A 25,674-nucleotide genomic window follows, 5' to 3' on the forward strand; every position below is an offset into this window, starting at 1 on the left:
AGGACGCCGAATGACGAGTACTTCATCCACCCCCGAGGCTGCCCGCGCCTACGCCGTCGAGATGCACGGCGACCAGAAGTACGGCACGCATCCCTACGTGCACCACCTCGACGCCGTCGCCGCCCTGCTCCAGCCCTACGGCGACAAGGCGCGCATCGTCGGCTACCTGCACGACGTGGTCGAGGACACGGCGGCGACCGTGGCCGACGTGCGCTCGCGCTTCGGCGACCTGGTCGCCTCCTGCGTCGCGCTGCTGACCGACGCACCCGGTGCCAACCGCAAGGAGCGCAAGGCCAGGACATACGCCGCGCTGGCCGAGGTGAAGGGCGACGAGGAACTCGCGCTGCTGGTGAAGGCCGCCGACCGGCTGGCCAACGTGCGCGCCTGCGTGGCCGACGGCCACCGCGCCCTGTGGGACACCTATCGAGGGGAGCACCCGACCTTCAGGGCTGCGGCATTCAGGGCCGGGCAATGCGACCCGCTGTGGAGCGAGCTCGACACGCTGCTTTCGCCACCGCCCGCGCCCTAGCCGACACGCGGGTTCGCGAACTCCATCACCCCGTCATCCACCCGGCCGAAGCGCAGGCTCACCAGATCGCGCGCGTAGTTCTGGTACGCCCGCCACGGCGCGCGCGAGCCCTGCTTCGGAAAGCTGTCCACCGCGCGCCGCACGTAGCCCGACGAGAAGTCCAGCCAGGGCTCGGGCACCAGGGACGGGTCGGTGTTGCGGGGCGTGCATTGCCTCCAGCCGTGCTTCTGCATGTGGTTGAGCACGCGGCAGACGTACGCGCATGTCAGGTCGCTCTTGAGCGTCCACGAGGCGTTGGTGTAGCCGAACGACGAGGCCAGGTTGGGCACGTCGCTGTACATCATTCCCTTGTAGTTGAAGGTCGCGGCCGGGTTCACGCGGCGGCCGTCCACGTCGATCTGCACGCCGCCCAGCACCTGCAGTTCTAGCCCGGTCGCGGTGACGACCACGTCGGCCTCCAGTTCCCTGCCCGACTTCAGCCTGATGCCGCCCGGCGTGAAGGCGTCGACGTGGTCCGTGACCATCGACGCGCGCCCTGCCCTGATGGCCGCGAACAGGTCGCCGTCGGGCACGAGGCACAGGCGCTGGTCCCACGGGTTGTAGCGCGGCGTGAAATGCGTGGCGACGTCGTAGCCGGGCCCCAGGGCCTGCCGCACGCCGCCGAGGATCAGTCGCTTCACACGATCGGGCTTGCGCCGCGCGAGGCGGAAGAAGTACATCGACAGCAGCACGTTCTTCCAGCGCGTGAGGCCGTAGGCGATTCCGGCCGGCAGGAAGCGGCGAAGCCGATGGGCGATGGGGTCCCGCGCCGGCCGCGCGACTACGTAGGTGGGCGAGCGCTGCAGCAGCACCACGTGCGAGGCCGTCTTGGTCAGCGCCGGCACCAGCGTCATCGCGGTGGCGCCGCTGCCGATCACGATCACCTTCTTGCCGCTGCAGTCGAGATCCTCGGGCCAGTGCTGCGGATGGACGATGCGACCCGTGTAGTCGCCGACGCCGGCGAACTCGGGCGTGTAGCCGGCCTCGTACCTGTAATAGCCGCTGCACAGGAAGAGGAAGTTGCAGCGCATGCGCAGCGGAGTCCGTTCAGGCCCGCGCTCGACATCCACGCTCCAGCAGGCGTCAGGCGTGGACCACGAGGCGCGCACCACGCGGTGGTTGAACCTGATCCTCTGGTCGATGCCGTACTGCTGCGCCGTCTCGCGCAGGTAGCCCAGGATCGACGGCCCGTCGGCGATGGACTTCTCCTGCGTCCACGGCCTGAACGAATAGCCCAGCGTGTACATGTCGGAATCCGAGCGCACGCCCGGATAGCGGAACAGGTCCCAGGTGCCGCCGCTGCGCTCGCGTCCCTCGAGGATCGCGTAGCTGCGCCCCGGGCAGTTCTTCTGCAGGTGGTAGCCGGCGCCGATGCCGGAAAGGCCGGCGCCCACGACCAGCACGTCGACGTGCTCCTGCCGATCTTCTTCCTGCATCGACATGTCTCCTTGTCTGCTCAGTTCTTCCTTTCCGCACCTCCCGCCGGAGCGCCCCGGATCATCAGCCACGCGCTCACCGCACTCAGCACGGCCAGCGCAGCGCTCGACAGCATCACCCAGCGAAAGCCCGCGACGAAGGATTCGGCCACCGCCCGTTTCGCGGCCGCGGCCGTGGCCGCATCCACGCCCGGCGGCATCGCCGCGCCGGCCAGCTTGCTGCGCTCGCCTTCGAGAAATGCTGCCACCTGCGCCGAAGCGCCCATGTCGCGCAGGTGATCCGCCAGCGCCGCGTCGAAGGCCCAGGCCATGAGCGCGCCGAACACCGCGATCGCCAGAACCGCCGCCGCGCGCGACACGGCGTTGTTCACGCCCGATGCCACGCCCGCCAGCTCGGGGCCGACCGCATTCATGACCGTTGTTGTCAGCGGCGCCACCGTCACCGTCATGCCGAAGCCCAGCACCACCACGGCGGGCAGGAAGCCGCTCCAGTAGCTCGCCCCCACGCCCGGCAGCGCGAAGAGCGCGAAACCCGCCGCCGCGATGGCGGGGCCGACGACCAGCGGCATGCGCGGCCCGAAGCGGTCCACCAGCTGCCCGGCCCACCCCGAGAGCGCGAACATGATGAAGATGAAAGGCAGCAGCGCCGCACCCGCCACCGTCGCCGAGTAGCCCTGCACCTGGATCAGGTTGAGCGGAAAGAAATACAGCCCGCCGCCCAGCGCCGCATAGAGCAGCAGCGTCAGCAGGTTCGCGCCGCTGAAGTTGCCGATGCGCAGCAGCTCCAGCGGCAGCATCGGCGCTCGCACCCTGCGCTCGGCAACGAAGAAGCCCGCGCCGCCCAGCGCGCCGATGGCCAGCGCCGAAAGCACGGCCGGCGAACGCCATCCCTGCGTCGGCGCCTCGATGAAGGCGTAGACGATGCCGCCGAGCCCGGCCGTGGCCAGCAGCGCGCCCCACAGGTCGAGCCCGCCGCTGGCGGAAGCGCCGCGGCTTTCGGGCACGTGGCGCCACACGATCCACAGCACCAGCAGCGCCATCGGCACGTTGATGAAGAAGGCCCAGGTCCAGGAAAAGTGATCGACCAGGAAGCCGCCCAGCACCGGCCCCACCGCCGCCGTGATGCCGCTGAAGCCCGACCAGGTGCCGATGGCCTTGCCGCGCTCCTTTTCGGGAAAGGCCGCGCTGATCAGCGCGAGGCTGCCCGGCACCAGCAGCGCCCCGCCGATGCCCTGCACCGCCCTCGCGGCGATGAGCTGCTGCACGTTGGCCGCAAGCCCGCAGGCCACCGACGACAGCGCGAAGATGCCGACGCCGATCGCGAAGATGCGCCGACGCCCGTAGTGGTCGCCGAGCGCCCCGCCCACCAGGAGCAGCGCCGCCAGCAGCAAGGCGTAAGACTCGACCACCCACTGCGCCTGGAAGGCCGTGGCGTGCAGGTCCGACTGGATGGCCGGCAGCGCCACGTTGACGACCGTGCCGTCGATGAAGGCCATGCTGGAGCCCACGATTGCCGCAGCGAGCACCCAGGGCTTGGAGGCGTCGGGGCAGCCGCCCTCCTCCGGGCGGGCGCCGTGCAGGATCAGCGTGTCATCGCAGGGCGCCTTGCCGATCTGAGCCATGGGGTCTCCTTTTCATGGGATTCCGTCTTGCGCCTTCCTCCTCTGGGGGGAAGGTTGGGATGGGCTGCTCCTGCACGATACGCCATGCTTCATCGAGCGCTGCCGTGCCCCCACCCCTGCCCTCCCCCGGAGGGAGAGGGAGAAACAGCCAGGGTCAGGTCGTGCAGGCAGTCGCCGAGGGATTCGCCCGCGCCGCGCTCACGCTGCGCGCCATCGCGGCTGCCGCCGCCGCCGTGACGCGCTGCGCTCCTTGCGCCACCGCGTCCATCCCGCTGCCCACCGCTTCGCCCAGGTTCAGCTGGCACACCACCGTGCGCGCCTCGTCCGAGCGCCGCAGCGTCCAGCTGAAGCCGGCGTCGACGCGGCCGCCTTCCACCGCATCGAACTGGCGCAGCTGCACCGCGATACGCCACACCGGCTGCGAGCCCTGTTTGCCGCCCCTGGTCACGTCGAGCGCGCCCAGCCGCCCGGCGATGCCGTTGGCCAGCGCGTCGCGCAGCTCGTTCTCGAAGGACGAGGCCCAGCGGTGCTGCTCCAGCACCTCGACCTGCACGCTGCCGTTGGGCTGGCGCACCACCATCTGCGGCCGCGCGAAGCGCTCGGGCACGGCCACGGGCGCGAGCTCGATGTAGAGCGGCGCGGCGCCGCCGACGGTCGAAGGCGCGGCATCGGCCGCGGCCAGCGGGCTCGCCAGCGTGTAGTAGTTGTCGGGCTTGCTGGCGCAGCCCGCGAGCACGGCCAGCAGTGCCGCTGTCGCGGCCGCGGATGCGATGTGGTTCTTCTTCATTTCTTGCCGTCGTCCGGTTTGCCGCGCAGCAGCGACTCTGGGTGGCGCTCGAGGTAGTCGGTCAGCACGCGCACCGAGCCCGCGGCCCGCGTGAGCTCCTGCAGCGTCTGGCGCATGTCCTGCTGCAGCGGCGAGTCGTCGGCCAGCGTGCGCTCGGCGCTGTTCACCGTCTTGCGCACGTCCTTCATGGCCGCGGCCAGTTCGGGCGTGACGTCGTTGTTGATGCGGCTGACCGTCTGCTCGGTGGTCGTGAGCGTCTTGTTGAGCGAGGCGAGCGTGGTGCGCAGGTCGCCCGCGATCTGCTCGTAGGGCACCTTGTTGAGCTTGGTCGCGATCTCCTGCACCTGCGACTGGATCTCGTCGAGGCTGTTGGCCACCGTGGGCAGCTCGATCGGGTTCTTCGACAGGTCGATCTTCGCGGGCGGCGCCTTCGGGAAGAAGTCGAGCGCCACGTAGACCTGGCCGGTCAGCAGGTTGCCGTTGCGCAGCTGGGCGCGCAGGCCCTTCTCGGCCAGGAAGCGCAGCCGCTCCTGCTGGGTGGCGCGCGACTCGGTGCCGCTCTCGCCCGCGCGGCGGCGCAGGCGGTCGGGGTAGACCTGCACCAGCACCGGCATGCGGAACTCGCGCTCGGCGCGGTCGAATTCCACGCCGATGGACTTGACCTCGCCGATCACCACGCCGCGGAAGTCCACCGGCGCGCCCGGCGTGAGGCCGCGCAGCGACTGGTTGAAGTACATCAGCAGGGTCTGCGAGGGCCCGTCGGGCTCCTTCATGGCGGAAGACTCGTCCTGCGCCAGCGTGAAGGCCGCGTTCTCCTTGGCGACCGGGCCCATGGCGTCGTCGGGCGCCTGGAAGGCGATGCCGCCGAGCAGGATGGTCGCCAGCGACTGCGTGCGCAGCGTGAAGCCGCTGGCGCTGAGCTGCGCGTCGATGCCGCTGGCCTGCCAGAAGCGGGTGTTCATGCCCACGAACTTGTCGTACGGCGCGTTGACGAACACGCGCAGCGTCACGCCCCGTCCGTCGCCGTCGAGCTCGTAGGCCGCCACCTGGCCGACCTTGATGCGCCTGAAATACACCGGCGAACCCACGTCGAGCGAACCCACGTCGTTGGCGCGCAGCAGGAACTGCTTGCCCGAGTCGTCGCGCGTGACGATGGGCGGCGTCTCCAGGCCGGTGAACTCGCCTGCCGTCTCCTTCGACACGCCCGCGTCGGCGCCGATGTAGGCGCCCGACAGCAGCGTGTTGAGCCCCGAGATGCCCGAGGTGTCCAGGCGCGGGCGCACCACCCAGAAGCGCGAGTCCTGCGCCGTGAAGCTCTGTGCGTCCTTGTTGAACTGCACCAGCACGCGCACGTGCGAGCGGTCGCGCGCCAGACGAAGGCTGGTGACCAGGCCGATCTGCACGTCCTTGTACTTGACGGCGGTCTTGCCGGCCTCCAGGCCCTCCGCGGTCTTGAAGGTCAGCACCACCTCGGGGCCGCGCTCCATGATGATCCGCGCCACCAGCGTGATGCCCACCAGCGCGGCCACGATGGGAATCAGCCAGATCAGCGACGGCAGCCACTCGCGCCGGCGCACCACGCGCGGTTTGGGCAAGGGCGACTGGTCGGGCTGGCCGGACGGCGCCGCCCCGTCCCTGGATTGGTCTTCTTCACTCATGCTGGTTTCTCGTCCCTGTTTCCATGTGTCTGTGCACCTTCCTCTTCGTCGCGCAGGATGGCCTGGTCTTCCCTGCTGTCCCAGGTGAGCTTCGGGTCGAAGCTCAGCGAGGCCAGCATCGTCAGCACCACCACCGAGCCGAAAGCCGCGATGCCCACGCCCGCGGTGATGACCGCGAAGCCCTGGATCTGCACCAGCCCCGTCAGCAGCGACACCACGAACACGTCGAGCATCGACCAGCGGCCGATGATCTCGATGATGTGATAGAGCTTCGCCCGCTCCCGCCGCCGCCAGCTGCTGCCGCGCTGCGCCAGCACCACGAGCAGCAGCAGCACGGCCAGCTTGAACAGCGGCACCAGGAAGCTGGCAATGAAGACGATGGCCGCGAGCCCGTAGGCACCCGACACCCAGAAATAGATCACCCCGCTCAGGATGGTGTCGTTCTGGGTGCCGAACAGTGTGCGCGTGATCATCACCGGCAGCAGGTTGGCCGGTATGTACATCATGCAGGCCGCGATGAGGAAGGCCCAGGTGAGCTTCAGGCTCTGCGGCTTGCGCGTGTGCAGGTGCGTGCCGCAGCGGCCGCAGGGCTCGCCGTCCTGCGCGTCCTTCCAGACGGCGCCGCAGTGGCGGCAGGCCATGTAGCCGAGCGAGGCAGCGGTGGGAGCCCGCGAGTCCTCGTCGTGATGGTGATGATCGCTGGAGGCCGCGAGGCTTCCGAGGCGCTGTCCGAAGCGGCCCAGCGGCTTCATGCCGATGCCCCACCCTTCTCTTCGGCCTTCGGCCGGAACGCCATTCCCCAGAACGCGCCCGGGTCGAACGACAGCACCGCCGTCAGCATCACCGTGAGCGCCATGAAGGCCCACAGCGCCGGCCCCGGCACCACCGTCGCCATGCTCGAAAGCTTGACGATGGCCACGAGAACGCCGAGCAGGAACACCTCGATCATTCCCCAGGGCCGCAGCGACTGCATCGCCCGCACCAGCAGCGCGAAGCCCACCGGCCGGTGCTCGCGGCTCAGCGGGATCAGCAGGTAGGCCAAGATGCAAAGCTGCAGCAAGGGAAAGAGAATGGTCGTGGCCAGCACCAGCAGCGCAACCAGCGACATGCCTTCGGCGCTCAGCGCCACCACGGCGCCGGCCAGCGTGGTCTGGCTGCGCAGGCCCTGAAGCTCGATCTCGACAATGGGAAACAGGTTCGCGATGGCGAACATGATGAGGCAGGCCACCGTCAGCGGAAGGATGCGGCGCTCCTGCTGGCCCGGGTGACGGTCGAGCTCGGTGCCGCAGCGGGGACAGCGCGCCACGTCGCGCGGCTCGAGCGGCGTGCGGGCGTAGACCGCGTCGCAGCCCGGGCAGACCACCGTTTCAGGTACTTCCTTCATGGGTGAGTACCCTAACTCATTCAGCCGCCGTGGCTTGTCGTCCTGAGTCGCAGCGTGCTGAAAACCGCCGCAACCGCGGCAAAACTCGCCGCCAGCACCAGCGCCACCACCGGTCCGTGGCCGCCGTGCGGGCTCCAGACGCTGAAGACACCCGCCAGCACCACGGCGCCCAGGGTCTGCCCGGTGAGCCGGGCCGTGCCCAGCATGCCGCTGGCTGCACCACTGCGGTGCGCCGGCGGCGAGGTCACGATGGTGTGGTTGTTCGGCGACTGGAACAGCCCGAAGCCCAGCCCGCACAGCGCCATGCGCCAGGCGATGTCGGCATTGCCCGGATGTGCCGGCAGCGCCGCCAGCAGCGCCAGCCCGGTGGCCAGCAGGCCCAGCCCGATGCCGCCCAGCAGCCCGTCGGGGTAGCGCCCGATCAGCTTGCCCGCGATGGGCGCCATCACCACGATGGCCAGCGGCCAGGCCGTGATCAGCAGGCCCGCCTCGATATGGCTGCGCCCATACACGTCCAGCAGCAGGAAAGGCAGCGCGATGTAGGCCAGCATCTGCGCGCAGAAGGCCGCCACCGAAGTGCCCATCGACAGCGCGAACACCGGAATGCGCAGCAGGTCGATGGGGAAAAGCGGCACGGCCAGCTTGCGCTGGCGCCGGAGGTAGACGAAGCCCACGGCCACGCCGGCGAGCAGGATCGCCCAGGCCGAAGCCTGCGAACCGCCCGCGCCCTGCACCGCACCCTCGCGCACGCCCAGCCGGTCGGCGCCCAGGAACACCAGCGAGAACATCAGCACGTTGAGCGCCACGTCCACCGGCGAGAAGCGCAGCCCGGCGGCAGGCGCCACCCGGTTGAACGGCAGCGCCTTCATGCCCAGCGCGAAGGTGACGATGCCCAGCGGCACGTTGATGGCGAAGAGCCAGGGCCACGAAGCCACCGACAGGATCGCCGCCGCCACCGAGGGCCCGGCCACCGACGAGGTGGCCACCACCAGCGAATTGATCGCCATGCCCTTGCCCAGCTGCGACGACGGGTACGTGAGCCGCACCAGCGCCGCGTTCACGCTCATGATGCCGGCCGCGCCCAGGCCCTGGAAGGCGCGCGCCGCGATCAGCGTGCCCAGCGAGTTGGCAAAAGTGGCTGCCAGCGAAGACAGCGTGAACACAGCCATGCCGACCAGGTACACGCGCCGGTAGCCCACGAGGTCGCCCAGAGAGGCCAGCGGCAGAAGCATCACCAGCGTGGCGATCTGGTAGGCGTTGACCACCCAGATCGATTGCGACGGGCTGGCGTTGAGCTCCCGCGCGATGCCCGGTAGCGCCAGGTTGACGATGGTGCCGTCGAGCACTGCCACGATCAGCCCGAGGATGATGACCAGCATCGCCCAGCCGCGCTCCGGCTGGGACAGTCCGTCGACGGGCCTTGGCGCCGTGTTGCCGCCGATGTTGTCGCCGTTGTTGTTGTCTTCGGCGGCCGGGAGCGCGGCGCCTGCGCGTACCGTGTTCATCAGGCTTGCTGCGTCCTTCCTGTCTTGTCGGTCCGGCCCGTGGGCTCGGAGCGCACGCCGCCCAGCGTGAGCCAGGTCAGCACCAGCGCGATGAGCGCGCCGCCGGCCATGCCGGCCACCATCGGCAGCGGGCGGCCGTCGGTGAAGAGGCCCACCACCGCCATGGCCAGCGCACCGGTGAGCATCTGCAGCGTGCCCAGCAGCGCAGAGGCCGTGCCCGCGATGGCGCCGTGCATCTCGAGCGCGAGAACGCCGGTGGTCGGAATCACCAGGCCCATGAAGCCCGAGGCGATAAAGTACAGGACGATGAGCACCCAGATGCTGTCGCCGCCCATCGCGAAGTAGGCGAACATCGCGATCATCGCGGCGCCGCAGCACACCACGCCGAACTTGACGAGCTTGACCAACCCGTAGCGCTCGCCCAGCGCGCCGGTGAACTGCGAGGCGCCGATGAATGCGGCCGCGTTCACGCCGAAGGCCACGCTGTAGAGCGCGGGCGAGAGTCCGTAGTGGTCGATCATCACGAACGACGAGTTCGCGAGGTAGGTGAAGAAGCCCGCCATCGCGAAGCTGCCGATGAACACCAGCCCGAGGTAGTGCGTGTCGCGCAGCAGCAGCCAGTAGGCCGACAGCGCACTGCCGAGGCTGCTTTCCACGCGCTCCGAAGCCGGGCGGGTTTCGTCGAGCAGCTTGACCATCATCGCGAGGCCGGCCACGGCCGCGATGGTCACGGCCCAGAACACGCCGCGCCAGCCGGCGAACGCGATCACGGCGCTGCCCGCGAGAGGCGCGAGGATCGGCGACACGCTGAACACCAGCATCAGCAGCGACATCAGCCGCGCGGCGTCGGTGCCGGTGTGCAGGTCGCGCACCACCGCGCGCGGAATCGCCATGCCGGCCGCGGCGCCCAGGCCCTGGATGAAGCGCAGCACGATCAGCGTCTGGATGTCGGTCGCCAGCGCGCAGCCGATGCTCGCCAGCGCGAACAGCAGCAGCCCCGCGTACAGCGGCGGCTTGCGGCCCACCATGTCGGAGACCGGCCCGTACAGCAGTTGCCCCGCACCCAGCGAAAGGAAGAAGGCCGTGAGGCTCATCTGCACCGCGCCGATGTCGGCGTGCAGGCTCTGTCCGATGGCCGGCAGCGCCGGCAGGTACATGTCGATGGCGAATGGCCCTATGGCCGAGAGCAGGCCCAGCAGCAGGGCCATCTTGAAGAAGGGGGAAGAACGCATTGAACCGATTGTCGCGAAGCGCGGCGATCGGTGCAGGCGTGGGGTCGGCCGGGGGCGGTTCAGCCCGCCTTGCTAATTCTGGGCAAAGAAACGGTTGCCGGGCCGTGGCAGCCCGAGATTCTCGCGCAAGGTACGACCTTCGTATTCGCGCCGGAAGATGCCGCGGCGCTGCAGCTCGGGCACCACCTTGTCGACGAAGGCGTCGAGCCCGCCGGGCAGCCAGGGGAACATCACGTTGAAGCCGTCGCAGCCCTCGCTTTCCAGCCACTCCTGCATGCCGTCTGCAATGGTCTGCGCGGTGCCGACGAAGGCCAGGCCGCCGTAGCCGCCCAGGCGCTGCGCCAGCTGGCGCACGGTGAGGTTCTCGCTGCGGGCCAGCTCGATCACGCGGGCGCGGCCGCTCTGGCTCGCGTTGGTCTCGGGCACATCGGGCAGCGGGCCGTCGGGGTCGAACTTCGACGCATCGTGGCCCAGCGCGATCGAGAGCGACGCGATGGCGCTGTCGTAATGCACGAGGCTGTCGAGCTTCGCGCGGATGGCGCGTGCCTCTTCCACCGTGTCGCCCACCACCACGAAGGCGGCCGGCAGGATCTTGAGGTGGTCGGGGTCGCGTCCTATCGCGCGCATGCGGCCCTTGATGTCTGCATAGAGACTGCGCGCGCCGGCCAGCGTGCCCGGCGCGGCGAACACCGCTTCGGCGGTCTCGGCCGCAAGCTGCCGCCCCGCCTCCGACGCGCCCGCCTGCACGATCACCGGCCAGCCCTGCACCGGCCGCGCGATGTGCAGCGGGCCGCGCACCGACAGGTACTTGCCCTTGTGGTTCAGCACGTGCAGCTTCGCCGGATCGAAGAAGCGGCCGCTTTCGACGTCGCGCTCGAAGGCGTCGTCGGCCCAGCTGTCCCACAGGCCGGTGACCACGTCGTAGAACTCGCGGGCGCGGGCATAGCGCTCGTCGTGTTCCATGTGGTCGTCGCGGCCGAAGTTCAGTGCGGCGTCGGGGTTGGAAGTGGTCACGATGTTCCAGCCCGCGCGGCCTTCGCTCAGGTGGTCGAGCGAGGCGAAGCGGCGCGCGATGTGGAACGGCTCGTCGAAGGTGGTCGAGGCCGTGGCCACCAGCCCGATGTGCCGCGTGTGTTGCGCCAGCGCCGACAGCAGCGTGAACGGCTCGAACGATGTCACCGTGTGGCTGCGCTGCAGCGCGGCCACCGGCATGTTCAGCACCGCGAGGTGGTCGGCCATGAAGAAGGCGTCGAATCTGCCCCGCTCCAGCGTCTGCGCCAGCTGCTTCAAGTGCGCGAAGTTGAAGTTCGCGTCGGGCCACGCGCCGGGATAGCGCCAGGCGCCGGTGTGGATGCTCACGGGGCGCATGAAGGCGCCCAGCCGCAGTTGCCTTGCGGTGCTCATCGGACAGGCGCTACTCGCCGGCGGGCCAGAACACGAGCGCGCGCAACTCGATGCTGCGGCGCGGCGGCGCTTCCGGCGAACCCGTCGGGTCTTCGAAGGCGGTGTGCGCGGTGTAGCGCGCCACGCCCTTTTCGAGCGAGTCGTAGATCTTCAGCAGCAGCGCCTCGTCGGGCCTCAGCCTCGGGAACCAGTACCACTGGTGCTCGGGGTTCCAGGTGAAGGAATAGGTCTCGCCCACCTTGTCGGGATAGACCAGGTCGCTGGGCACCAGGTCCTTCGGCGAGATGGAACGCGCGTCGCACAGCGCGAGCGGCAGGCGCTCCACCGTGGCCAGCGGCCGCCACAGGTTGACGATCGCGAAGCGGTGCTTCAGGCGCTCCTCGGCCTCTTCGGGCGGCAGGTGGTCGCGCACGCGGCGCGGCGCCGAGACGAAAGTCTGGTCGTTGTGCACGCGCCGCACCGGTTCGCGCAGCTCGGCCGTGCGACGCGAGCCCTGCGCGCTGTCGCGCAGCGTGTGGTCGAACACCACGATCTTCTCGGCGCCCGTCACGTCGCGCAGCAGCGCCTCGGCCTCGCGGTAGTAGATGTCGCGGATCGCGGCGTCCTGCGAGAAATCGGCGAGCACGCTGCGGTGCGATATCTGCGTGAAGCCGCTGCGGTCGAGCGTCAGCTCGTTCAGCGCCACCAGCGGCCGTCCGTCGCGGATCGTCACGCGGCGCGGCTCCAGTTCGCCGGTCACCCAGGGCGTGCCGGGCGGCGGCTCGAATGTGTAACTCACGGGCCGGCCCTGGCCCGCCTTCAGGTAGTTGAGCTCCGCTTCCACCGAGGGCAGCGTAGCGGCCAGCATCTGTCCATTGGACCCAACGCTCATGCGATGTGACTCCTCAAAACGGTTCCTTGAACGGCCGCAGGTCCAGCTCCTGCGTCCATGCGCTGCGGTGCTGCACGTGCAGCTGCCAGTAGCTTTCAGCGATGGCTTCGAGCTGCAGCAGACCGTCGTCGCCGGCCTGCTCCACGCGTTGCGGCGCGTTGTTGCGCAGGCGCTCGCCGTCGATGCCGCCATCAATGACCACATGCGCCACGTGAACACCCTGCGGACCGAATTCGCGCGCCAGGCTCTGGCTCAGCGAACGCAACGCGGCCTTGGCCGCGGCGAAGGCCGCGAAAGGCGGCTTGCCGCGCAGCGCCGCGGTGGCGCCGGTGAACAGCAAGGTGCCGCGTGCGTGCGCTCCGCCCGCCTCGAAGGGATTGGCCAGCAGGCCGCGCAAGGCCTCATGCCCGAAGATGAAGCCGCCCAGCGCGCTGGTGCGCCAGGCCTGCGTGAACTGTTCGACCGAGAGCTCCAGCGTCGGCGCGCGCACCGCGCTCGCTGCGTTGAAGATGGCCACCGTGAGCGGGCCGAGCGCCCTCGCCTTCTGCGCGATGCCATGAATCTCGGCCTCGCTCGCCACGTCGCCCGCGAATGCATGGGCCCGGCCGCCGGCTGCGACGATTTCGCCGGCCACCGCATCGAGCTGGGCCTGCGTCCGGCCGGTCAGCGCAACGACGAAGCCTTCGGCCGCGAAGCGCCGCGCGAGCGCCGCGCCCAAGCCCGCGCTGGCGCCGACACCGGCGATCCACGCAACGGGCGACGGCCCGGAACCAGACGGCAACGAAGATGGAGTGATGGAGGTGGCAGCCATGAATGAGCACGAAGGCTATACCTGCACCCCACGGCGCGGAACGATGCAAAAGGGATAACCTTATTCGTTGCAGGCCGGTGCCTCGTGCCGCTTGACGCAGCGCCCCGCTTCACTGCATGCGCCGTGCCCGCTACGCTATCGCCTTCCCGGACCGTTCATAACAACTCACAGCACTAGTCATCCAGGAGAAGATTGCCCATGGCCCTTGCCCGCACGGTACACGCCGACCTCTTTCGCGTGTTCGTTCTCACGCTCGTCTCGCTGTTCGCCATTCCGGCGGCCACGCTCGCCTTCACCGAATACGCACTGCGCTCGCAGGACGCCGAGTTCCTGCAGGCAATGGAAACCCGCATCGCCAAGGACGCACGGCTCTCCGCCGCGGACAAGGCCGAAGCCACCGCGTTCTACCGCAGCCACCAGCTCTCCAAGGCCTGCGACGCCACCGCGCCGGAAGACAAGAACTTCCACGACAAGGTGTGCACCCCCTACTCGATGCACTGGCAGTTTCATTGGGCCGACCGCGCCGCCATCTGGACCATCGTGCTCGGCGCCGCGCTGCTCGCCGCGGCGCTGGTGCTGGGCGCGCTGGCATTCGCCAATCGGGGCCTGCGCTACGCCAGCTTCCTCGCGGGCTGGCGGCTCATGACGGTGTCTAGCGCGGTCGAGGTGGTGCTGCAGAGCGCGATGCTGGTGTGGCTGTCTTTCTGGCTCACGGCGTATTTCTGGCACAGCTACTACGTCAAGCTCATTGCGCTGGCGGGCATCGCGGCCGGCGCGGCGGTGTTCTATGCGATCTACACGCTGTTCAAGAAGCTGCCCTCGGGCAACGAGATCGAGGGCGAACTGGTCTCGCAGGCCGACGCGCCGCGCCTGTGGGAGCGCATCCGCCAGCTCGCCACCCGCGTGAAGACGGCGCCGCCCGACCAGATCGTGGCCGGCATCGACACCAACTTCTTCGTGACCGAGGCGCCGTGCGAGGTCAAGGGCCGCGCCCTGCAGGGCCGCACGCTCTTCGTGAGCCTGCCGCTGTTGCGCGTGCTCGACCAGACCGAAGCCGACGCCGTGCTCGCGCACGAGCTCGCCCACCTGGGCGGCGGCGACACCCGCAGCAGCGCGGCGCTGGGCCCCAAGCTGCTGCAGTTCGACCAGTACACCTGGAAGATGCGCAGCGGCGGCCTCACCATCGTGGCGCACTACCTGCTGCGCCTGTACCGCATGATCTTCGCCTTCGCGCTGGCCCGCGACAGCCGTGAGCGCGAATTCAAGGCCGACCGCGTGGCCGCCGGGCTCACCGCGCCACACGCCATCGTGCAGTCGCTCATCAAGATCTCGGCCTACGCAAGCTACCGCAACGACGTGGAGCGGAAGCTCTTCGAGCAGGACCGCGAGCACGACGGTGCGCTCGGCATCGCCCGCTTCGTTGCCGACGGCCTGCCGCCGTACGCGAACTCGCCGGCCTTCATCGAGGCGATGAAGACGGCGGACGTGCCGCACCCCTACGACACCCACCCGCCGCTGCTGGAGCGCATGCGCAACGTGGGCCATCACGTACCCGAGAGCGCCTACGGCGGCATCGTCGCCACCGCGCCGCAGGCCTCGTGGGCCGACGAGATCGAGACCGCCCACGCCATCGAGCAGCGCCTGTGGAGCGAGTACGAGCAGCGCTTCGTGCAGAACCACGAGCTGAGCCTGGCCTACCGCTACGAACCCGCCACCGAGGAAGAGCGCGCCGTGGTGCTGCGCCACTTTCCGCCGGTGGGCTTCGCGCTGAAGAACGGCGAGCGCGTCGACATCAGCTACGAAGGCATCCACCCCAGTGCCAACGGTGCCGACACCGGCTCGACCATCCCGTGGGACGAGGTCAAGAACCTGACCTACAAGGACGGCAGCTTCGGCGACACCCTCATCGTCACCCACTTCGACAAGGGCATGCTGGGCGCGCGCACCACCAAGGTGAAGCTCGCGGGCCTCGGCAAGCAGAAAGAGAACTTCAAGGACGTCGTCGGCCATTACTGGCGTCGCCACCAGATCATGAGGGCCCAACAACAGCAGCATCGACAACAGCAGTGACACCGGCGGCGGCAGCCGCCTTCCCCTCCCCGCTTTCCCATCGGCCTCTACAAAATCATCCAACACCGGAGACAAGCAACCATGAACCCCGTAGAACAGAGAACCATCTCGAAGATCAGCTGGCGACTGCTGCCGCTTCTGATGGTGAGCTACTTCATCGCCTACCTCGACCGCGTGAACCTCGGCTTCGCCGGCGCGGCCATGTCCAAGGACCTGGGCTTCACCGCCGCCGTGTTCGGCAGCGCGGCCGGCATCTTCTTCCTGGCCTACTTCCTCTTCGAGGTGCCGAGCAACATGGCGCTGGAGCGCTTCGGCGCGCGCCGCTGGATCGCCCGGATCATGTTCAGTTGGGGCATCCTCTCGGCCGCGCAGGCCTGGGTGGGCGGCTCGACCAGCTTCAACATCGTGCGGTTCCTGCTGGGCATCGCCGAGGCCGGCTTCTTCCCGGGCGTGATCTTCTACATCACGCTGTGGTTTCCAGCGGCGTACCGGGCGCGCATCGTCGGCTGGTTCATGTTCGCCATCCCGATCTCGACCGTGATCGGCTCGCCCATCTCGGGCTACATCCTGAACATGGACGGCATCGGCGGCATGCACGGCTGGCAGTGGCTGTTCATCCTGGAGGCGCTGCCCTCGCTGGTGCTGACCTTCTTCGTGCTGATGTACCTGCCCGACGGCCCGAAGGACGCCAAGTGGCTGACCGACGAGGAGCGCAACTGGCTGCAGCGCACGCTGGACGCCGAGCGCGCCAACCGCGAGTCGATCAACAAGATCTCGTGGAAGCAGTCGCTGCTGAACCCGCGCGTGATCGGCCTGGGCTTCGTCTACATGGGCATCACGGTGCCGCTGTACGGCCTGAGCTTCTTCCTGCCGCAGATCATCAAGGGCTTCGGCGGGCTGGGCAACGTGGAGATCGGCTTCATCAACGCCTTCCCGTACCTGGTGGGCGCCATCGCCATGCTGTTCTGGACGCGGGCTTCCGACGCGCGCAAGGAGCGCAAGTGGTTCCTGCTGATTCCGCTGGCCTGCATCTTCCTGGGCCTGGTGCTGGCTGCCCAGACCTCCGCGCCGGTGCCGAAGATGGCGGCGGTGACGCTGGCGGCCTTCGGCATCTTCAGCGCGCTGCCCACCTTCTGGACGCTGCCTACCGCGATCCTCAGCGGCACGGCCGCCGCGGCGGGCATCGCGTGGATCAACTCCATCGGCAACCTGGGCGGCTACATCGGCCCGACCATCTTCGGCACGCTGAAGGACAGGACGGGCAACGACTTCTACGCGGTGCTCTTCCTGGCGATGCTGTCGGCGGTGGCCGTCGGGCTGGTGCTGATCATCGGCCACGATGCGCGCACGGAGCAGGCAGCGCCCGGACAGACCTGACGCGGCGCTGCCCGGGCGTCATTCCAGGTACTGCGATCGGCGCGGTTTTAACGCCCGCGCCGTCATCAACTGTCATCTGAATGTTGCATCGAACGTTTTACAGGAGCGCCCGTTCAACGACGCAAATCCTCGATCGATGCCTTTGCTTAGAAAGAACCTCATGAAGACCAAGCATTTCATCCTCTCCAGCATCCTCGCGTTCGCCGGCCTCGCCGTACTGGCACCGAGCATCGCCTCCGCCGCGCCGCACCATCACCCGAAGAAGCACAAGGTGTGCAAGTGGGATGCGCGTCATCACCACCGCGTCTGCCACTGGGTGCGTTGATCCGGCCCATCGGTCCACGGACCGCAAGAAGAAGCCCGCTGCCGCGGGCTTTTTCGTTACCGGAGACTCAGTAAAGCGTCGCCCGCTGCCGCGCCGGCAGCTCCCGGTCGTAGGTTTCCCCGTCGAAAGCCGCTTCGGTCAGCGCCGAGAGGATGGCGCCGGGCGTCGGCACCTCTCGCTTCGCATCCGCCGGCAGCGGCGTCCATAGTTTCGAGCGCTGGATCGCCCGGGCGCACTGGAAGAACACCGTCTCCACGGTGATGCTGATCACGCATTGCGGCGGCTTGCCTTCCATGGCAAAGCGCTCCAGCAGCGCCGGCTCGACCGAGATCTGCGCCCTGCCATTGACCCGCAGCGTCTCGCCCACGCCGGGAATCAGGAACAGCAGCCCCACGCGCGGGTCGGCCACGATGTTGCGCAGGCTGTCGATGCGGTTGTTGCCGCGCCGCTCGGGCATCAGCAGCGTCTTCTCGTCCTGCACCACGACAAAGCCCGGCGGATCGCCGCGCGGCGATGCGTCCAGCCCGCCCGGGCCGATGGTGGCGAGCACCGCGAAAGGCGAAGCGGCGATCAGCGCCTGGTAGCTCGGGTGCAGGTACGGCACCTCCTTCTTGAGTGATGCCTCGCCGGGCAGCCCGAACAGGGCTTCGAGCTGGGCGACGGTTTCGATGGCGTGGTCGGTTGTCATGTGCTTCCTTCCTGGATGCTGGTGGATTGTGGCGATGCGGCGCTCCATCCGCAGGCCAGCGCCGCCAGCGCAAGCAGCAAGGCAGCCACACCGTAGATCCACGGCGGCGAGGCGATCGGCAGCAGCAGCCCCGCGATCAGCGGCCCGGCCCCCGCGCCGATGTCGCGCCACACCGAGCGCGCCGCCAGCGCCTGCACGCGCTCCGGTCCCGGCGTGCGGCGGGCGACGATCGGCGACAGCAGCGGCAGCTGAAGCGCGCGCAGCACCACGACCAGCGCCGCGCAGCTCCAGAGCCAGCCGAACCCGAAGCCGACGAGCGCGATGGTGGTGACGAGCGACAGGCTCACCAGCAGGCGCTCGGCGCCGAAGTGCTCGGCCATGCGCCCGCCGACCGGGCTCAGAAGAATCTCCGCGAGGTAGCGCAGCGCCATCAGCACGCCGGCGACGATCACGGCGCCGCCGGGCAGCAGGTCCTTGCCCAGATAGGAAAGGCCGACGATGAAGAGCCCGTCCAGCGCCAGCCCTTCCATGAACGACCAGCTGTCCAGGCTGTTGGGCAGCTTGAAGCGCCTGGCCGGCTTGGTCACCGGATGGGGCGCCGCGGGCAGCCGCCGCGTGACGAAGCACGCCAGCAGCGAAAACACCGCGAGGATCGCGAAGATCGCGCGCGGCCCTGTCCAGTGCGCCAGCAGTGCGCCCAGCGGCAGCGCGAGCACCGGCCCCATCGCGATGAAGGCGCGCGAACGCCCGTTGCGCCGCGCCGCGCCCACCGGGTCGGCCGTGGCCAGCGCCTGTGTCGACAGGTTCAGCGCCGCGAAGCACAGGCCCCACGTCAGCCGCAGCGGCAGCAGCGCCCAGAAGCCCGAGAGCGTGGCGTAGCCCAGCCCGCACACGGCCGCCGCCACCACGGCGATGGTGCAGGTCAGCCGGTCGCCGTTGCGGGCATAGAAGCGAGCGACGAAGCCGTAGCCCGCGATTCGCACCAGCCGGTTGGCTGCGAGCAGCATGCCCGCTTCGGCGAGCGTCACACCGAACTGGCTCGCGTACATCGGCAGCAGCAGGTAGAGAACCACGTCGGCCGGCAGCGAGAGGCCCAGGGCCATCGCCGCATGGCGGGAGTTCAAATCAGTAGGGGATGTTGGAGAAGCGGGTGCTGTGTGTGACATCGAGCCTCGATGGTGCGCCGCCACGCGCCGTGGCGACAAACGACATTAACGCCCCTCATGCGTGAGAAAATCGCACGCATGCCGCTTCGTGAGCCTCCTTTGAACGCCGTGCGCGCCTTCACCGCCGCGGCTCGCCACCTCAGCTTCACGCGCGCGGCCCTCGAACTGCACGTCACGCACAGCGCCGTGAGCCGGCAGATCAAGAGCCTGGAGGAAGTCCTCGGCGTCGCGCTGTTCGAGCGGCGCATCCGCCAGGTCGCACTCACCGCCGAGGGCCAGCAGTTCTTCGCCGAGGTGCAGCCCGCGCTGGCGCAGATCAGCGCCGCCGCGCGGTCGCTGCAGTCGCAGGGGCCGGCGCGCGCGGTGCGCATCAACGTTCGGCCCTCCTTCGCCGTGCGCTGGCTCATTCCGCGCCTGCCCTCCTTCGTCGAGCGCTTTCCCGAGATCGAACCGCAGGTCGTGACCAGCACCGTCATGCCCGAAGAAGCCGTCGGCAGCTTCGACATCGCGGTGCGCCGTGGCCTCGAAGGCTGGCCTTCGTCGATGGAGGTGCGGCCCTTTCTCGAAGACGAGGTGCTGGTGGTCGGCGCGCCCGCGCTCTTCAAGACCCATCCGCTGCCCGACCTGCGCGCCCTCGCCTCGCACGTGCTGCTGTCTGCCCGCACCCGCAAGGACGACTGGGACGACTGGAAGAAACAAGTCGGCGCGCCGCGTGCCCGGCCGGCGGGCCGGCTGCAGTTCGACCACCTTCACTTCGTGCTGCAGGCCGCGGTCGACGGACTGGGCATCGCGCTCGCGCCGACCTCGCTGGTGTCCCACGACCTGGCCTCGGGGCGCCTGCAGTCGCCGCTGCCCGAGTTGCGCATGACGCTGGAGCGCTACTACTACGGGCTCACACCCGATGCCGCGCCGGAGGCGGCCTATGTGGCCGAGTGGTTCGAGCAGATGCAGGCCCGGAGCGCCTAGCCGACTTGGGCGATCAGCGAGCGGATCACATCCGCCACGCCCACCCCGCCCTTGCGCACGCTCGCATCGTTGCCCTCGAAGCGGATCCATCCTTCGTTGAAACCGTCGAGCATCTGGATGCGCGGCACCGGGTCACGCATGCCTTGCGCCCGGAAGATCGCACCCCAGTTCTCGCGGGGGACCGCCTCGGCGCGCACCGGTCGGCCCAGCACTTGCGAGAGCGCCGCGGCAATGTCGTGCTGCGTCAGCCGCTGCGGTCCTTCGAGCTCGACGACGCGCGGCAGCTCGCCCTTGTGCAGCAGGAGCTCGGCAGCGAGGCGGCCCACGTCGGCCGTGGCCACCATCGGCACCGCGCGGTCGAGCGGCTGAAGGTAGCTGGACAACACGCCATGCTCGCGGGCCTGCGCGATGTCCCAGCGCAGGTTCTCCAGGAACCAGGCGGGCCGCAGGAAAGTGATCGCGAAAGGCAGCGAGCGCAGTGCCTCTTCCATCAGAGTGCGCTGGCTCAGCAGATTGGGCTGGGCCGCCTGCGCGCCGACCGTAGACAGGCACACCACGCGCGGCGGCCGGGCGGTGTCGAGCGCCTGGCGCAGCGCGGCGTTCTCCGCCTTTACTTCGGGAAAGCCCGGCTCGGGGTCGAAGTTGGGTGGCGGCAAGACGAAGACGCCGGCCGCGCCCGAGAAAGCGCGCGTCAGCGCCTCGGCATCGTGCATCTCGGCGACGGCGGTCTCGCAGCCGAGTGCGGCCCAGGGGCGGCCCTTGCTTTCATCGCGGACGACCGCGCGAACCGGCTGCCCTTCGGCCAACAGGGCGCGCGCGACTGCGCCGCCGACCTGGCCCGTGATTCCGGTGATTGCGTACATGAGAGTTCCTTGTTCCTGGCTTGATTCGATGGGTTGGCATTGGTGACGCATGCGACGGGACGAATCGTAGGAACGGCTTATCTTTGAGTAAAGCGACCTCACGGCATATCATTCATGACACCTGATCACGAATAGAAAATGCCCCTCGACGGACGCCTCCTCTCCAACGTCAGCGTGCTGGCCGCCGTGGTCGAAGGCGGCAGCTTCGCCAGCGCCGCCAATGCACTGGGTCTCACCCCATCCGGCGTGAGCCGCGCCATCGCCCGCCTCGAGGGCCGCATCGGCATCCGGCTGTTCGACCGCACGACCCGCTCGCTGAGCCTCACCGACGAGGGCCGGCAGCTCTACGCCAACATCAATCCGCTGGTGCTCGGCATCGAGGACGCGGTGACGATCGCCGCTGGCGCATCGGGCGCGGTGCGCGGGCGCCTGCGCGTCAACACCGACGCCTTCACTTCGCGCCTGCTGCTCGCGCGGCACCTTCCGCGCTTTCTCGCGCAGTACCCCGAACTCACGCTGGAGCTGATCGCACGCGACCAGCTCGGCGACCTGGTGGCCGAGGGCTTCGACATCGCGGTGCGCTTCGGCGAGCCGCCTTCGTCGTCGCTCGTTTCCCGCAAGCTGATGGATTCGCGCGTGGTCACGGTGGCTACGCCGGCTTACCTCGCGCGGCACGGCCGTCCTGCAAAGCCGGCCGACCTCGCCGGCCATGCCTGTCTGCAGGTGCGCAACCCGGCCACGGGGCAGCCGTATGCGTGGGAGTTCCAGCGCGGACGCAAGCTCGTCGAAGTGCCGACCGCGGGGCGGCTGCTGCTCACCGATCCGGGCACCGTGCTGGCGACGGTCCTTTCCGGCATCTGCGTGGCACAGATCAAGGCGGTGGGCATCCAGCCGCAGCTCGACAGCGGCGAGCTGGTCGATCTGTTTCCCGACTGGCCCGACGAGCAGCTCCCGCTTTACGCGCTCTATCCGTCGCGCCACCTGCCGGCGGCGAAGGTGCGTGCCTTCATCGACTTCGTGATGGAAGTGGTCTCGCCGGCAGCGAAACCGATGCCGAAGCCACAGCGCTGACGCTCGCTGGTCCGGAAACGGCCAGCCCGCAACGCCTTCCGCCCGCACGATGCGGGCATGACTCCAACATCCCTGCCCCGCTCCTTCCGAAACCTCGCGTGGTCCAACCTCGCCGCGCAGTCCGCCGAACAGCTGAGCCTCGCGGCCGTGCCGCTGGTCGCGGTGCTGGCGCTCGGCGCCGGGCCCGGCGAGATCGGTTTTCTCGCGGCCGTGCAGACGCTGCCCTTCCTGCTGGTCTCGATGCCCATGGGCCTGCTCGCGGACCGCATGTCGCGTCGGCGGCTGATGGTCTGGGCCGAGGGGTTGCGCGCAGTGTCGCTGCTCGTGCTGCTGGCGATGGTGTTCGCGTCGAAGCTCGGCATCGGCTGGCTGGCGGTGCTCGGTTTCCTGGGGGCCGTCGGCACCGTGGGCTTCAGCGTTGCGGCACCCGCGCTTGTGCCGGCGCTCGTGCCGCGCGGCGCATTGGCGGCGGCCAACGGCAGGCTGGAGCTGGCGCGCAGCGCGGCCTTCACCGCCGGGCCTGCGCTGGCGGGTGCACTGGTCGCGTGGGCTGGCGCATCCGCTGCGTTCGTCTTGGCCGCCGTGCTCTCGGCGGCAGCGGTGGCCCTGCTGCTGCGATTGAACGAGGCGCCGCGCCAGCCCTCCAGCGGACGGCATCCGTTGCTGGAAGTGCGCGACGGCGCGCGATTCGTCTGGCAGCACGAGATGCTGCGCCCCATGCTGCTGACCGGCGCGGTCTTCAACATCTCCTGGTTCGTGCTGCAGGCGGGTTACGTGCCGTATGCCGTGCGCGTGCTCGGGCTCGGCGCCCAGGCAGTCGGCTTCACGCTGGCGATGTATGGCGCGGGCATGGTCGTGGGTGCGTTGCTCACGCCGCGCGTGGTGGCCCGCCTGCCGTTCGGCCGCGCGATACAGGTCGGCCCTTCTGTCGCCGTTCTGGCCGCCGCGGCGATGGCCGCCACGCTCGTCGTGCCGACCGCGACGCTGGCGGCGCTCTCGTTCTTCCTGTTCGGCGCGGGGCCGATGGTCTGGGTCATCACATCGACCACGCTGCGCCAGAGCGTGACCGCTGCCACGATGCTGGGCCGCGTGTCGGCCGTGTTCCTCACGATCAATGCCGGAGCCCGGCCCATCGGTGCCGCGCTGGGCGGCCTGGTCGGCGCGGCATGGGGAGAGCCCGCGTGCCTGCTACTGGCGCTCGCAGGGTTCGGGCTGCAGGCGGCGATCATCTTCGCCTCGCGCATCGCGATGCTGCACAGGCTGCCGGTGCCGGTCGGCTAGGGCCTGTTCACACTATTTCCGGGGTCACGAAGGGCAGCAAGGGCGGGCCAATCAAGGCGCGTGACGACGCGTGTGCATGCGCACACGCTAGGAGCGCAACGCCGAGTGGCCCGCCCTTGCTGCCCTTCCCGCAGGGTTGGCGCTCCAAGGGGCCGTCTGCGGCGTTGCCCGCGCTTGCAAGGCTTCAGCCTTGCTGCGCACAGGCGCCTTGCAGCCAGCCCCTTGGAGCACCAACGCGACCCCGGAAATAGTGCGAACAGGCCCTAGTCCTGCTGCTCGGGAAGCACCATCGATTCGAGCGAATCCAGCGGCAGCCAGCCGTCCGGCGCTTCGGCCAGCGCCGATTCCTGCGCGCGAACCCTCGTGCGTCTTCTCACGGGCTTCTTCGCAAGCGGATCGACCGTGGAAAGCGAAAAGATCCTCCTGGCGGGGCCACCGGTGAAGCTGAGCCCGGTGAGCCGCTCGACCTCGTCGATGCGGACCTGGAATGTCTTGTAGGCATCGAATGGGACCTCCCGCGCCGCCTCGATGCCGAACTCATCGATGACGCCGGACTGATCGAGGATGTAGGCCGTGGCGAAGAGCGCCCCCTTCGACGTGATCGCCGCGACGACTTTCCAGAAGCGCACCGGATACTGGATCTTCGGATACCTGTCCCAGACCGGGTCGCTCTCCTCGAGGATCGGCCCCGTGATGACCTGGGCCCTGAACTGGTCGAGCTTGATCGCGTCCTCGAAGATGTGGCGCTCGATGCCCTGCCAGAGCTCCTTGTTCTGGTTGAACTTCGAGTGCTGCGGCGTGCAGTTGGTCCAGTGGCAGGTGTCGGCCGCGCTGGTGAGCGCGGCGAGCCGGCTGCCGCCGTACTCCATGTCCTCGCGGCGCGTCAGGTGCCCGCGGTCGAACTGGTTGTTCTCGTAGTAGAAGTTCGTCAGTTGCGCGCTGGCGGGAATGCGCGGGTCCTGCCTCCACACGTCCGCCGGCCGGGGCAGCTCGAAGCGGCCGCTGAAGTCGACGTTCGCGGCCGAGTAGAGAGCCAGGCGCCGTGCCTTGTGCATCACGAGGCTGTAGCCGTGATAGTTCAGCACGTTCTCGCCCCGGGCGGCGTCGACCAGTTCCGCGGTCTCCTTGGCGAGGGCCTTTCCGAGCAGCGGCAGGTGGATCGACAGTTCAGGCTTGCCGGGCGCGAGGAAGCCGCTGTCGAAGCCCTTGCGGTCGTCGTAGGTCGCATTGAAGGGTACGTCGATGGCCGGCGCGGGTTTCTTCTTCGCCTTGGCGCCGGACGCTTCGAAGGCGTCCAGCGATTCGCGGGCCGCGGGGCCGGAACGCAGCACCGCGACGCTTCCGTCCGCCTCGATGCCCAGCGTGACCGTGAGCGTCCTTCTTCCACCAGATTGCATGTCGTTCATGGTCGTCTTCCGGTTTGGGGGTTGCTGAATGAGCGGGCCGGGAGCCGGCGTGGTCCCGGGAACGTGAGTCGACGTCGACTGCAGCAGGTCGACCGAAGGCAGCATCAGCCGCGAGTTCTCCGGGGTGGCCCCGAAGACCGGCTGCAGCAGCGGATGCGCGGGAAGAGCCGACTGCAGCGTGTCGACGATGCGCGAGATGCGGATGCCCTCGTTGGCGATCCACTTGATGTCCTGCTCGCCGTCCGTCCTGGGGTCGTAGTCGCGGCCCGAGATGGTCTGCGTCCGGCCGTCGCGTTCCTGAGGTACGCCGCTGTGGTGGAGCGCGACCACATACCAGTCGTTGCTGAAGACCGGGAAGCCCGATGAGCCGCCGAGCGTATCGGTCGAATACCAGAGCACGTCGTCCGTGCGCTTGAGAAGCTTGTTTTCGCGCACGCACACCTGTTTGCGGTCGCCGTTGGGGTGCTGGATGATCGTGAGCCACTCGCCGTCCGAGACCTTGCCGGTGGCGCCGACGAGCGGCAGGAACCCGTAGTGCGCGAGCTGGCCCTCTCCCACCGTCGAGGCGGCGGCGACGGCCACGACGGTGAAGTCGAGCCCTTTCGACGTGAAGAAGAGCGCCTGTGTCTCCAGGCCGTAGGTGACCGCGTTGAGCGCCGTGCCGTCGATGTCGAGCTCGAACTCGAACTGGGCCTCGGAGCGGCGACAGGCTTCGATGGAAGGCAGGACGTGGTTGTTGGTGATGAGCACGCCCGGCGCGATCAGGAATCCGGTGCCGTAGCCGCCGAGCCGCCCGGCCGTGTCCCTGATGACGATCCGGCCGACCGCCTTCGCGGCCCGTGCGCCGCGGGCCAGGTAGTTGACGTCCTGTATCTCGCTGCCGGCAATGATGCGCTCGTAAGCGACGGCGGATTTCTCGTCATCGCCCAGGCTCTCTCGCAGGAAGTTCCTGCGGTCCTCGAGCTGCTTGAACGTACCTAGATCGCGCGGCGTCTTGTCTCTTGCGTAGTCGGCAAGAGATTGCAGGTCGACGCCTTCGCTGCGCTCCCGCGCCTTCTCGATCTGCTCAAGCCAGAGTTGCACGTCGCGCCCCCTCGTCCCGTGAGGGTTGCCACTGTGCTCGCTCGCTGCAGCCTCCGCATCCCCATTTCGAGGGATGGCTTAGGCACTACGCCGCCTGGCC

At 68.9% G+C, this 25,674-nt stretch carries 22 protein-coding genes; 7 read left to right on the forward strand and 15 right to left on the reverse strand.

The annotated features are described in order from the left end of the window. Positions 1–10: 10 nt before the first annotated feature. Positions 11–529: an HD domain-containing protein gene (locus FHT32_RS08245; RefSeq protein WP_176664143.1), complete on the forward strand. Its 519-nt coding sequence runs from the start codon at positions 11–13 to the stop codon at positions 527–529. On the opposite strand, the gene FHT32_RS08250 is transcribed toward FHT32_RS08245, so the two are convergent. From FHT32_RS08250 to FHT32_RS08300, 11 genes are all read right to left on the reverse strand, one after another. Continuing rightward, positions 526–2,004, reverse strand: a complete 1,479-nt coding sequence (locus FHT32_RS08250; protein WP_176664144.1) for an NAD(P)/FAD-dependent oxidoreductase — start codon at positions 2,002–2,004, stop codon at positions 526–528. The two genes, FHT32_RS08245 and FHT32_RS08250, sit on opposite strands and share 4 nt — an antisense overlap. A gap of 20 nt (positions 2,005–2,024) precedes the next feature. Then, complete coding sequence (locus FHT32_RS08255; RefSeq protein ID WP_176664145.1) at positions 2,025–3,626, reverse strand: MFS transporter; 1,602 nt, start codon at positions 3,624–3,626, stop codon at positions 2,025–2,027. A gap of 154 nt (positions 3,627–3,780) precedes the next feature. Next, complete coding sequence (locus FHT32_RS08260) at positions 3,781–4,413, reverse strand: membrane integrity-associated transporter subunit PqiC (protein ID WP_176664146.1); 633 nt, start codon at positions 4,411–4,413, stop codon at positions 3,781–3,783. After that, a complete protein-coding gene (locus FHT32_RS08265) occupies positions 4,410–6,071 on the reverse strand; it encodes an intermembrane transport protein PqiB (RefSeq protein WP_176664147.1) in 1,662 nt (553 codons plus the stop codon). The genes FHT32_RS08260 and FHT32_RS08265 overlap by 4 nt, the downstream gene beginning before the upstream one ends. Next, positions 6,068–6,823 carry a paraquat-inducible protein A gene (locus FHT32_RS08270; RefSeq protein WP_176664148.1) on the reverse strand — a complete coding sequence of 252 codons (756 nt, stop codon included), beginning with the start codon at positions 6,821–6,823 and terminating at the stop codon, positions 6,068–6,070. Before FHT32_RS08270 ends, FHT32_RS08265 begins: the two co-directional genes overlap by 4 nt. Further along, on the reverse strand, positions 6,820–7,455 hold the full coding sequence (locus FHT32_RS08275; protein ID WP_176664149.1) for a paraquat-inducible protein A: 636 nt from the start codon (positions 7,453–7,455) through the stop codon (positions 6,820–6,822). Before FHT32_RS08275 ends, FHT32_RS08270 begins: the two co-directional genes overlap by 4 nt. Before the next feature lie 20 nt (positions 7,456–7,475). Continuing rightward, positions 7,476–8,960, reverse strand: a complete 1,485-nt coding sequence (locus FHT32_RS08280; RefSeq protein ID WP_218088126.1) for an MFS transporter — start codon at positions 8,958–8,960, stop codon at positions 7,476–7,478. Next, positions 8,960–10,192, reverse strand: coding sequence for a multidrug effflux MFS transporter (locus tag FHT32_RS08285; protein WP_176664150.1), 1,233 nt, complete (start codon positions 10,190–10,192; stop codon positions 8,960–8,962). The genes FHT32_RS08280 and FHT32_RS08285 overlap by 1 nt, the downstream gene beginning before the upstream one ends. 72 nt (positions 10,193–10,264) lie before the next feature. After that, a complete protein-coding gene (locus tag FHT32_RS08290) occupies positions 10,265–11,596 on the reverse strand; it encodes an LLM class flavin-dependent oxidoreductase (RefSeq protein ID WP_176664151.1) in 1,332 nt (443 codons plus the stop codon). Positions 11,597–11,606: 10 nt separating this feature from the next. Further along, a complete protein-coding gene (locus FHT32_RS08295; RefSeq protein ID WP_176664152.1) occupies positions 11,607–12,467 on the reverse strand; it encodes a CmcJ/NvfI family oxidoreductase in 861 nt (286 codons plus the stop codon). A 13-nt stretch (positions 12,468–12,480) separates the two neighbouring features. Then, a complete protein-coding gene (locus tag FHT32_RS08300) occupies positions 12,481–13,278 on the reverse strand; it encodes an SDR family NAD(P)-dependent oxidoreductase (RefSeq protein ID WP_176664153.1) in 798 nt (265 codons plus the stop codon). Between the two features lie 198 nt (positions 13,279–13,476). Here FHT32_RS08300 and FHT32_RS08305 point away from each other — a divergent pair, with 198 nt between their 5' ends. The 3 genes from FHT32_RS08305 to FHT32_RS08315 all read left to right on the forward strand — a co-directional run bounded on the left by FHT32_RS08305 (position 13,477) and on the right by FHT32_RS08315 (position 17,050). Beyond that, a complete protein-coding gene (locus tag FHT32_RS08305) occupies positions 13,477–15,348 on the forward strand; it encodes a M48 family metallopeptidase (RefSeq protein WP_176664154.1) in 1,872 nt (623 codons plus the stop codon). 81 nt (positions 15,349–15,429) lie between these two features. After that, entirely contained in the window at positions 15,430–16,725 is a 1,296-nt protein-coding gene (locus FHT32_RS08310) for an MFS transporter (protein ID WP_176664155.1), read from the forward strand. Between the two features lie 160 nt (positions 16,726–16,885). Continuing rightward, the gene (locus FHT32_RS08315) at positions 16,886–17,050 is read left to right on the forward strand and encodes an HHHH-motif protein (protein ID WP_176664156.1); all 165 of its coding nucleotides are present in this window, start codon (positions 16,886–16,888) and stop codon (positions 17,048–17,050) included. A gap of 67 nt (positions 17,051–17,117) precedes the next feature. Here the strand turns inward: FHT32_RS08315 and FHT32_RS08320 are convergent, their stop codons facing one another. Together FHT32_RS08320 and FHT32_RS08325 are read right to left on the reverse strand one after the other, a co-directional pair. After that, positions 17,118–17,738, reverse strand: a complete 621-nt coding sequence (locus FHT32_RS08320) for a pyridoxamine 5'-phosphate oxidase family protein (protein ID WP_176664157.1) — start codon at positions 17,736–17,738, stop codon at positions 17,118–17,120. Then, entirely contained in the window at positions 17,735–18,904 is a 1,170-nt protein-coding gene (locus tag FHT32_RS08325; protein ID WP_176664158.1) for an MFS transporter, read from the reverse strand. The genes FHT32_RS08320 and FHT32_RS08325 overlap by 4 nt, the downstream gene beginning before the upstream one ends. Before the next feature lie 78 nt (positions 18,905–18,982). Between FHT32_RS08325 and FHT32_RS08330 the strand changes: the two genes are divergently transcribed. Then, a complete protein-coding gene (locus FHT32_RS08330) occupies positions 18,983–19,870 on the forward strand; it encodes a LysR substrate-binding domain-containing protein (protein ID WP_176664373.1) in 888 nt (295 codons plus the stop codon). Here FHT32_RS08330 and FHT32_RS08335 read toward each other — a convergent pair. After that, positions 19,867–20,733, reverse strand: coding sequence for an NmrA family NAD(P)-binding protein (locus tag FHT32_RS08335; RefSeq protein ID WP_176664159.1), 867 nt, complete (start codon positions 20,731–20,733; stop codon positions 19,867–19,869). The two genes, FHT32_RS08330 and FHT32_RS08335, sit on opposite strands and share 4 nt — an antisense overlap. A gap of 138 nt (positions 20,734–20,871) precedes the next feature. Between FHT32_RS08335 and FHT32_RS08340 the strand changes: the two genes are divergently transcribed. Both FHT32_RS08340 and FHT32_RS08345 read left to right on the forward strand, forming a co-directional pair. After that, a complete protein-coding gene (locus tag FHT32_RS08340) occupies positions 20,872–21,804 on the forward strand; it encodes a LysR family transcriptional regulator (RefSeq protein WP_176664160.1) in 933 nt (310 codons plus the stop codon). Between the two features lie 57 nt (positions 21,805–21,861). After that, a complete protein-coding gene (locus tag FHT32_RS08345; RefSeq protein ID WP_176664161.1) occupies positions 21,862–23,085 on the forward strand; it encodes an MFS transporter in 1,224 nt (407 codons plus the stop codon). Between the two features lie 263 nt (positions 23,086–23,348). On the opposite strand, the gene FHT32_RS08350 is transcribed toward FHT32_RS08345, so the two are convergent. Next, the gene (locus FHT32_RS08350) at positions 23,349–25,574 is read right to left on the reverse strand and encodes a DNA/RNA non-specific endonuclease (RefSeq protein WP_176664162.1); all 2,226 of its coding nucleotides are present in this window, start codon (positions 25,572–25,574) and stop codon (positions 23,349–23,351) included. Positions 25,575–25,674: the final 100 nt, after the last annotated feature.

The organism is Variovorax sp. SG517 (genome assembly GCF_013376045.1).
GTDB lineage: Bacteria > Pseudomonadota > Gammaproteobacteria > Burkholderiales > Burkholderiaceae_C > Variovorax.